The following is a 9485-nucleotide window of genomic DNA, read 5'->3' as shown; positions in this document are numbered from 1 at the left end:
GGACGCCGGCACTGCTGAAGGCGACGGGCATGGAGCCCGAAACGATCGAGAACGTAAAGGGGCCGCCAGCACCACCCGAAGCCGTCAGCGCCTGGCTATAGGGCTGGCCAATCTGCGCGCCGGGCAAGGCAGCTGGTGAAATGACGACCGGGTTGTCCGCGATCACGATGGTGTAGTCGTGTTCGCCGCTGTTGCCGACATGGTCTGTCGCCCGGACCCTGAAACTGTAGACGCCGGGGGCGGCTATCACTGGCCCTGAGAGGACGCCGGCACTGCTGAAGGCGACGGGCATGGAGCCCGAAACGATCGAGAACGTGTAGGGACCGCCAGCGCCACCCGAAGCCGTCAGCGCCTGGTTATACGGCTGGCCAATCTGCCCGCCGGGCAACGTAGCAGGCGAAATCAAGACCAGGTTGTCCGCGATCACAATCGTGTAGTCGCGTGTGCCGGTGTTGCCGACCTGATCTGTCGCCAGGACTCTGAAATTATAGGTGCCGGGGGCGGCTATCACTGCCCCGGAGAGGACGCCGCCGCTGCTGAAGGAGACCGGCGTGACCCCCGAAGTGAGCGCGAACGTGTATGGCCCGCCAGCTCCGCCTGAAGCCATCAGCGTCCGATCATAGTGCTCACCAACTCTCCCATCCGGCAGCGTGGCCGGGGAAATCACGATCGGCTCCGCCGCAGCACTTGCATTGAGCGAGGCTGCGATCAGAACGCAGAAGGTCGCGGCAATCCAGAACCACTTCGCAGTCAATTTTGCCCTGTCGATCGGTCCTCTCGACGATGCTGCTGGCCAAACCGACGATATCTGCATGCCCAGGCTACCCCAGCCGGTGTGGAAAATTCCAATAGCAATCGTCCATGCCGGCAGATGGGCAGACGCGCATAGTCGTCAGATGACGAGGGTGGGGCTGTTTTAGGGCCAGGCCGAGCATCATGGTCCGGTCACGTTGCAATCTGGCCACATCTTTGGTGGCGCTATGGGCGAAGCATTGCGGATACTTGCCGAATCGCTCTCCAAAGGGCGATGGATCCTCTCTGCTATTCGGGCCTTTCTCTTGAAGAGCAGCGCGCGGCGTTTCTCGCCATCGTGCTTGCCGACCCGCTGTTACGCGACGCGCTGGCGCGGGCTCGCACGCTCGACCTGCCGGACTGGCTGGTGGTTTCCGGCGCGCTCTACAACAGTGTTTGGAACCATCTGACCGGCAAGCCTTCGGGGTATGGCATCAGGGATGTCGACCTGTTCTACTTCGATGACAGCGACCTCTCCTACGAGGCCGAGGACGCCGTTATTCGCCGCGCGGAGAAGCATTTCGAAGGACTGCCGCTGCCGGTCGAGGTGCGCAATCAGGCGCGGGTGCATCTTTGGTATCCGCAGAAGTTCGGGCGGCCGTGCCCGCGCTATTCGAACGCCAGCGATCCCGTCTGCTATTTCGCGTCGAAGACGCACGCCGTCGGGGTTCGATACGATGCTGACGGGCAGCTGGTGTTGGTGGCGCCGTTCGGGCTGGATAATGTTTTTTCGTTCCGCATCACACCGAACCGGGTGATGGACAATCAGAAGACGCATGAGGCGAAGGGCAGACGCGCCCAGGAGTATTGGCCGGAGATCACTGTCGTGCCTTGGTAGGAAATGTCGGCAGGGCAGAGGGGGGCGCTTCACGCCAGCGTCTCCCACCTTTTGCACCGCGCTGCGTACGAAAAAGGGGCGCCCGGCGCCCCTTTCGCTTACTCGCAGTTTTTACCCATTCACCAGCGCCAGCAACTCCTCAGTATAGCGCTTGCCCATAACCTTGTTGGGCGACAGCGCGTCACCAATAGCCTGCACCTCGGCCGCGCTTAGCGCGATGTCCGCCGCCGCCGTGTTCTGCTCCAGATGGCGTATCTTGCGCGCGCCGGGGATCGGTACGATGAAATCGCCCTGGTGCAGCACCCAGGCCAGCGCCAGCTGTGCCGAGGTCACGCCCTTTTTAACAGCCAGCTTTTCCAAGGTGGCGATGACAGCGGCGTTGGCTTCCATCGCCTCGGCCTGGAAGCGCGGCAAGGTCCGGCGCCAGTCGCCGTCGCTCAAGGCCTCGGGCTTGGCGATCGTGCCGGTCAGCAGCCCACGGCCGAGCGGGCTATAGGGAACGAAGCCGATGCCGAGCTCGCGGCAGACGGCGAACACCTCGTCTTCCGGGTCGCGGCTCCACAGCGAATATTCGCTCTGCACGGCCGATATCGGATGCACGGCATGGGCCCGGCGAATGGTCGCGGCACTCGCCTCGGACAGGCCAAGCGCGCGCACCTTGCCCTCGCGCACCAGTTCGGCCATGGCGCCGACCGTATCCTCGATCGGCACGTTGGGGTCGACACGGTGCTGGTAGTAGAGGTCGATCACATCGGTGCCCAGCCGCTTCAGCGAGGCCTCGGCGACCGCTTTGACGTGCTCGGGGCGGCTGTCGACGCCAGCCATGCGGTCGAGGCCTGTACCTTCCTCCAGAATCCGGAAGCCGAATTTTGTCGCGATCGTCACCTTGTCGCGCACCGGCTTCAGCGCCTTGCCGAGCAGGATCTCGTTCTCGAAGGGGCCATAGACCTCCGCCGTGTCGAAGAAGTTGACGCCGATATCGACGGCGCGATGCAGCGTGGCGATCGCATCGGCTTCCGCTTGGCCGCCATAGGCGAAGCTCATGCCCATGCAGCCGAGGCCGACGGGGTAGACGTTCAATTCAGTTCCTAGCTTGCGGGTTTGCATAACGCGTCTCCTTGTTGCGATGTTGGAGAAATAGCGCCTTGCCTTGTGTTCGATAATCGGCTTTCATCCGCACGGGCTGTACTAAAAGATAGATCAATGAATCGCGCGCATCTTTCCCAATTGGCCGTGCTGGCAACTGTCGCTCAATGCGGCAGCTTTCGGGGCGCCGCCAGGGAATTGGCCATCGCGCCTTCGGCTGTCAGCCACGCGGTATCCAGCCTGGAGGCGCGGCTTGGCGTTCGGCTGCTGGCGCGCAGCACACGCAGTGTCGCGCCGACCGAAGAAGGTGCGCAGTTGCTGGAGCGGTTGCGGCCGGCGCTGTCGGAGATCGACCTGGCGCTGGAGACGGCAATCGAGACGCGCGACCGGCCGGCCGGCAATCTGCGCCTGACCGTGCCGCGCACGGCAGCGCATTTGGCGCTGACGCCACGGCTGGGCGCCTTTGCGTCGGCCTATCCCGACATCGTGCTGGAGATCGTCATCGAGGACCGCTTCACCGACGTGGTGGAAGGCGGCTTCGATGCTGGCGTCCGGCTTGGCGAGAGCCTGCAGCGCGACATGATCGCGGTGCGCATCGGGCCGGACCTTCGCGGCGCGGTGGTCGGCGCCCCGGTCTATTTCGAGGTCAACCCCAAGCCGCGCCACCCGCGCGACCTGGCCGGCCACCGCTGCATCCGCTTCCGCTTCTCCAGCGGCATCCTCTACCGCTGGGAATTCGAGAAAGGCCGCGAGGCCATCGAGATGGCGGTGGAGGGACCGCTGATCCTCGACGAGGACCATCTGATCGCCCAGGCGGCGGTCGACGGCGCCGGGCTCGCCTTCGTCTTTGAGGACTATGTCCGCGCCCCGCTCGCCGACGGCAGGCTGATCCGCGTGCTGGAGGACTGGTGCCCGCCCTTCGACGGCTTCTTTGTCTATTATCCGAGCCGCCGTCAGATGCGGCCAGCGCTCAGGGCGTTTGTCGATTTCTTCAAGGTGAGTGGATAGAGCGGGCTCGCCCCTCCCCTGGTGGAAGAAAACCGGCATCGCGGTCGTTCACCAACGATGCAAACATCGATCACCAACAGCACCACCCGCTATGGCTGGGGCGCGATCATTCTTCACTGGCTGATTGCGCTGATCTTCATCGGCCAGTTCGGACTCGGCTTCGTCATGGTGCGGGTGACCAGCCAGCGCACCGCCTTCGAACTGATCCAGCTGCACAAATCCTTCGGCTTCCTGCTGCTCGGCCTGATCATCCTGCGCATCGTCTGGCGCTGCGGCAATACAACGCCGGCGCTGCCGGGCTCGGTCGGGACTTTGGAACGTCGGGCGGCACCGTTGGCCCATTTTGCGCTCTACGCGTTTCAGCTTGCCTTGCCCTTGTCCGGCTGGGCGCTCGTGTCGGTCTCGATGCTGGAGATACCCAGCCTGCCGTTCAACCTGTTCGTCATGCCGAACCTGCCGCTGGCCGAATCGGATGGTGCCGAAAGCTTCTGGGCGGCGGCGCATTGGTATCTTGCCTATGCCGGCATGGCGCTTGTGGCTCTCCACGTTGCGGCGGCACTGCGGCATCACTTCCAGCTCAGGGATGGCGTGCTCATGCGCATGATCACGCCTTCGTCAGATCCGGAATAGAGCGAGCGGTTCATTCGTTCATGGAGTGAGGGCGCAGGAATGCGCTGCCTCCAACAAGGAACATCCCCATGTACACGCGCATTCTCGGATTTGCGGCGGTCGCCGCTTGCCTCGCCATGCCTGTTTCAGCGGCCGTCGCGCTTGGCGACGCCGCCGGCAGCTATTCGATCAGCCCGGCCAACTCCAGCATCCGCTTCTCCATCGGCAAGGTCGGCGGCGGCGGTCTGAATGGCGCCTTCGCCCGCTTCAAGGGCTCGATCCGCATCGACAACAGCGATGTCGGGCACTCGCAGGTCAATTTCACCATCTTTCCCGAAAGTGTTGGCACCGGCCAGGGCCGTATCGATGCCTTCCTGCGCTCCGACGCGGTGTTCGATGCCGCCAACAACCCGGAGATCCAGTTCCGCTCTACCAGCGTGACCCGAACCAGCGACACCACCGCCCTCGTCAGCGGCCGGCTGACGGCGCGCGGCAAGACGTTTCCGGAAAAGTTCACGGCCGAGCTTGGCGGTCTCAAGGCCGGGACGATCAAATTCCATGTCACCGGCAAGGTGCTGAGGTCGCGCTACGACATGGATGTCGGCACGCCAATCTATTCCAACATCGTCGACTTCGACATGACGCTGACCGGCAAAAGGGGCTGACCCTCGTCATTGGCTTTTCCGGCGATTTCGGGCAAACCTCGTTGCCTGTAATTGTGATGGAGAAGCCTGATGTTCCGATGGGGTGTGTTGTCGACGGCCAAGATCGGCCGCGAGCATTTGTTGCCGGCGATGGTCGAGGCGGAGAACGGCGTGCTGTCGGCGATCGCCAGCCGTGACCTGTCGAAGGCCAAGGCGCTGGCCGAGCGCTTCGGCGCGCGCCATGCCTTCGGCTCCTATGAGGAACTGCTTGCCTCCGACGAGGTCGATGGCGTCTACATCCCGTTGCCGACCTCGCAGCATGTCGAATGGGCGGCCAAGGCCATCGAAGCCGGCAAGCATGTGCTGGTCGAAAAGCCGCTGGCGCTCGACGCCAAGGACATTGCCCCGCTGATCGAGCTGCGCGACCAGAAAAAGGTGCTGGTCTGCGAGGCCTTCATGGTCATCTACCACCCGCAATGGATCAAGGTACGCGACCTCATCGCCAGCGGCGCCATCGGCCGGCTGCGCCATGTGCAGGGTGCCTTCTCCTACTACAATGTCGACCCCAGCAACATGCGCAACCAGCTCGATCTCGGCGGTGGTGCGCTGCCCGACATCGGCGTCTACCCGACCGTGTCGACGCGCTTTTCGACCGGCAAAGAGCCGCTGCGCGTGCAGGCGACGATCGAGCGCGACAAGACATTCGGCACCGACATCTACTCCTCGATCCGCGCCGATTTCGGCGACTTCGAGCTGTCCTTCTATCTGTCGACGCAGATGGCGGCGCGCCAGGTGATGGTGTTCCACGGCGAGAAGGGTTTCATCGAGCTGTTCTCGCCTTTCAATGCCGGGCTTTACGACCACCACCGCGTCGAACTGCACAACCAGAACCACACCGAGGCGCAAGTGTTCCGCTTTCCCGGCACGCAGCAATACCGGCTGGAGGTCGAGACCTTCGCGCGTGCGGCACAGGGCGGCAAGGAGCGCGTCTTCACGCTGGAGGAATCCGTGCTCAACCAGAAAGTCATCGATGCCATCTTCCGCGCCGGCGGCAAAGAAGGCTGGGAGACAGTCTGACCCCTTGCATTGAAGTAGCCGGCTAATTCTGGGAGGAAAGATGGCTGACGATGCGGACGTGATCATTGTCGGCGCCGGTCTTGCAGGGCTGGTTGCCGCCGCCGAGCTTGCCGAGGCCGGCAAGAAAATCATCATTGTCGACCAGGAGCCGGAGCAGTCGCTGGGCGGTCAGGCGTTCTGGTCGTTCGGCGGCCTTTTCCTCGTCAATTCGCCCGAGCAGCGGCGCATGCGCATCCGCGATTCGCATGACCTGGCGTTGGAAGACTGGCTGGGCACCGCGGCTTTCGATCGGCCGGAGGATTTCTGGCCGCGCAAATGGGCGGAAGCCTATGTCGGCTTCGCCGCCGGCGAGAAACGCTCCTGGCTGATGCAGCGCGGCCTGAAATTCTTTCCTGTGGTCGGCTGGGCCGAGCGGGGCGGCGGCAATGCAATCGGCCACGGCAATTCGGTGCCGCGCTTTCACATTACCTGGGGCACCGGCCCCGGTGTGCTCGAACCGTTCGCCCAGCGCGTGCGCGAGGCCCAAAAGCGCGGATTGATCAGTTTCAAATTCCGCCACCGCGTCAATGAACTGACGCGGACGGGTGCTGTTGTGACCGGTGTGCGTGGCGACATCCTGCAGCCCAGCGCTGTCGAGCGCGGCCACAAGAGTTCGCGCGAAATATCAGGCGATTTCGAGCTTCACGCGCAAGCGGTGATCGTCGCCTCCGGCGGCATCGGCGCCAACCATCAACTGGTGCGGGAGAATTGGCCCAAACGGCTGGGCGCCGCACCGAAGCGCATGATCACCGGCGTGCCCGATCATGTCGACGGCCGCATGCTGGCGATCACGGAACGGGCCGGCGGTTCGATCATCAACCGTGACCGCATGTGGCACTATGTCGAGGGCATCAAGAATTGGGCCCCGGTCTGGACCGATCATGCGATCCGCATCCTGCCCGGCCCGTCATCGCTGTGGCTCGATGCGCGCGGCAAGCGCCTGCCGGTGCCGCTCTATCCCGGTTTCGACACGCTGGGCACGCTCTCCCACATCATGAGCACCGGCTTCGATTATTCCTGGTTCATCCTGACCAAAAAGATCATCCAGAAGGAGTTCGCGCTGTCGGGCTCCGAGCAGAACCCCGATTTGACCGGCAAGAGTTGGCGCCAGGTGCTCGGCCGCGCCACATCGGGCATTCCGGGTCCGGTCAAGGCGTTCATGGAGAAGGGCGAGGATTTCATCGTCGAGGCCGACTTGCCGACGCTGGTCGCGCGCATGAACGCGCTTGCCGGCGGCGAGCCGCTTCTTGAGGTAGCCCAGGTCGAGCGCGAAATGCGCGCCCGCGACCGGCAGCTCAACAACCCGTTCTCCAAGGACATGCAAATCACCGCTCTGCGCGGGGCGCGCGCCTATCTCGGCGACCGGCTGATCCGCACGGCCAAGCCGCACAAGATGCTCGATCCGGCAAACGGCCCGCTGATAGCGGTGCGCCTCAACATCCTGACCCGCAAGACGCTGGGCGGCCTGCAGACCGATCTCGACAGCCGCGTGCTGGGTGCCGATGGCCAGCCGGTTGCGGGACTCTACGCCGTCGGCGAAGCCGCCGGTTTTGGCGGCGGCGGTGTGCATGGTTATGCGGCGCTTGAGGGCACCTTCCTCGGCGGCTGCATCTTTTCCGGCCGCAGCGCCGGCCGTGCGGCGGCCGCTTCGGTGGGATGAGCCGGGGCCGGTCGGTCCTCAGAGTCCAGCCGCGATCACCAGCGCCAATCGCCCTGTCCAAGCGCGGTCACCGCATCGACGGTCCGGGTGAAGCTTGCGCGGGCGCGGCCGACCGTGTGCCGGCCTCGGAGATAACCATGCACCAGCCCCGTTTCCTCGAACCAGGTTGCGCGTCCGCCCGCCGCCACGACCAGGTCGTGATAGCTCTCGCCATCCGACGACAGCGGGTCGCACTCGGCGGTGATCAGTACTGTCGGCGGCAGGTTGGAGAAGTCGGTGTCGGCGAGCGGCGACAGCGTGATGTCCCCGGTCCTATCCACGCCGTCGGTGCGGATGTGCTTGTAGAATTCGAGATCGCGCACGGTCAGCATCGGCGCTTCGGCGTGCTTGACATAGGAGCCTTTCGCGCGGTCTCCGCCGAGGCCGGGATAGATCAGCACCTGGCCAACCGGCCTTTTCGAACGGTCACGCGTGGCGTGACTGACGGCGGCGCAGAGATTGCCGCCGGCGCTGTCGCCGCACAGCACGATAGGATGATCGCGATTGGCGGCGGCCCATTCGAAGGCGCTCATCGCATCGTCGAAGGCCGCCGGATGCAGATGCTCCGGCGCCAGCCGATAATCGACCGAGACCACCTCATAGCCGGTGCGGGCACAGAGCTCGGCGCAGACATCGTCGTGGCTGTCCAGCCCACCGAGGATGAAGCCGCCGCCATGGACATAGAGCACCGTCACCGCAGCTTTGTGTGTGCTTCGGTAGGTGCGGATCGGGATGTCGTGCGTGGGCGTCGCAATGGCTGAGGTTTCGACCGCCACGCCTTCGGGATAGCCGGCAAAGAATTCGCGGCACATGCGGTCATAGATCCCGCGCTGCTGCGCGATCGTGTAGTCGATCGTGTCGGGCGGATAGTAGGAATTGGTCCGCTCTATGAACGCCCAGGTCTCGGCGTCGATGAGGGTTTTGTAATCGGTCATGGGTGCTGGAAAGGCGCCCAAGGCTGAGCCAGGGCGCCCCCCTCTGTCCTGCCGGACATCTCCCCCTCAAGGGGGGAGATTGGATGTTGCGAAGGCTTTCGCCAACCTTCTGCGTCGCAAGAAGAGTGCAGAGATCGAAGCTGCCAATCTCCCCCCTTGAGGGGGAGATGGCCGGCAGGCCAGAGGGGGGTAAGCGCCATCGTTCCGGCGGTATCCACTACTTCCCCTTCCACACCGGCTCACGCTTCTCCGCAAAAGCGCGAAAACCTTCCATGCCGTCTTCGGAGCCGTAGAGGGCATCGACCGTCGGCAGCTGGCGCCGCGTCACCTTGTTCATGGCGTCCTGGAAGGTCAGCGCCTCGGCCACACGCGCGGTCTCCTTGATCGCTGCAAAGACCAGCGGCGGGCCGCCTGCGAGCAGCCGGGCGATCTCCCAGACACGGTCCTCGAGCTTCTCCTTGGGCAGCACTTCGTTGACCAGGCCCCAGCGATGCGCCTCGGCCACATCCATCCAGCGGCCGGTCAGCAGAAGGTCCATGGCGACATGGTAGGGGATGCGCTTCGGCAGTTTGATCGTTGCCGCGTCGGCCAGCGTGCCGGCGCGGATTTCGGGGAGCGCGAAGGAGGAATGGTCGGAGGCGTAGATGAGGTCGCAGGACAGCGCCAGCTCGAAGCCGCCGCCGACCGCCATGCCGTTGACGCAAGCGATCACCGGCTTGTTGAGGTCGCGCAATTCTTGCAGCCCGGCAAAGCCGCCG

The 9485-nt window shown here is 64.2% G+C and carries 10 protein-coding genes; 6 read left to right on the top strand and 4 right to left on the bottom strand.

The genetic code is table 11. The features are described from left to right. On the bottom strand, positions 1-754 hold a 754-nt coding region (locus EN750_RS07505; RefSeq protein WP_210212730.1), incomplete at its 3' end, for an Ig domain-containing protein. A gap of 273 nt (positions 755-1027) precedes the next feature. Between EN750_RS07505 and EN750_RS07500 the strand changes: the two genes are divergently transcribed. Continuing rightward, on the top strand, positions 1028-1630 hold the full coding sequence (locus EN750_RS07500) for a nucleotidyltransferase family protein (RefSeq protein WP_127396059.1): 603 nt from the start codon (positions 1028-1030) through the stop codon (positions 1628-1630). Positions 1631-1741: 111 nt separating this feature from the next. Here EN750_RS07500 and EN750_RS07495 read toward each other — a convergent pair whose 3' ends face one another. Next, on the bottom strand, positions 1742-2737 hold the full coding sequence (locus EN750_RS07495; RefSeq protein WP_127319120.1) for an aldo/keto reductase: 996 nt from the start codon (positions 2735-2737) through the stop codon (positions 1742-1744). A 96-nt stretch (positions 2738-2833) separates the two neighbouring features. Between EN750_RS07495 and EN750_RS07490 the strand changes: the two genes are divergently transcribed. The 5 genes from EN750_RS07490 to EN750_RS07470 all read left to right on the top strand — a co-directional run bounded on the left by EN750_RS07490 (position 2834) and on the right by EN750_RS07470 (position 7753). Beyond that, entirely contained in the window at positions 2834-3724 is an 891-nt protein-coding gene (locus EN750_RS07490) for a LysR family transcriptional regulator (protein ID WP_127396058.1), read from the top strand. Between the two features lie 57 nt (positions 3725-3781). After that, complete coding sequence (locus tag EN750_RS07485; RefSeq protein ID WP_127319124.1) at positions 3782-4354, top strand: cytochrome b; 573 nt, start codon at positions 3782-3784, stop codon at positions 4352-4354. Between the two features lie 68 nt (positions 4355-4422). Next, entirely contained in the window at positions 4423-4998 is a 576-nt protein-coding gene (locus tag EN750_RS07480; RefSeq protein ID WP_127396057.1) for a YceI family protein, read from the top strand. Positions 4999-5067: 69 nt separating this feature from the next. Continuing rightward, positions 5068-6054, top strand: coding sequence for a Gfo/Idh/MocA family oxidoreductase (locus EN750_RS07475; RefSeq protein ID WP_127396056.1), 987 nt, complete (start codon positions 5068-5070; stop codon positions 6052-6054). Between the two features lie 40 nt (positions 6055-6094). Then, a complete protein-coding gene (locus tag EN750_RS07470) occupies positions 6095-7753 on the top strand; it encodes an FAD-binding dehydrogenase (protein ID WP_127396055.1) in 1659 nt (552 codons plus the stop codon). Positions 7754-7788: 35 nt separating this feature from the next. On the opposite strand, the gene EN750_RS07465 is transcribed toward EN750_RS07470, so the two are convergent. Together EN750_RS07465 and EN750_RS07455 are read right to left on the bottom strand one after the other, a co-directional pair. Next, positions 7789-8727: an alpha/beta hydrolase gene (locus EN750_RS07465; protein ID WP_127396054.1), complete on the bottom strand. Its 939-nt coding sequence runs from the start codon at positions 8725-8727 to the stop codon at positions 7789-7791. Positions 8728-8944: 217 nt separating this feature from the next. Continuing rightward, positions 8945-9485 (bottom strand): enoyl-CoA hydratase-related protein (locus tag EN750_RS07455; RefSeq protein ID WP_127396053.1); only part of this gene is annotated, 541 nt, incomplete at its 5' end.

This window comes from Mesorhizobium sp. M7A.F.Ca.ET.027.03.2.1 (assembly GCF_003999175.1).
Lineage (GTDB): Bacteria > Pseudomonadota > Alphaproteobacteria > Rhizobiales > Rhizobiaceae > Mesorhizobium.
The sequence above is the reverse complement of the archived record's forward strand: the minus strand, read 5'-3'. Positions and strand labels throughout refer to the sequence as shown.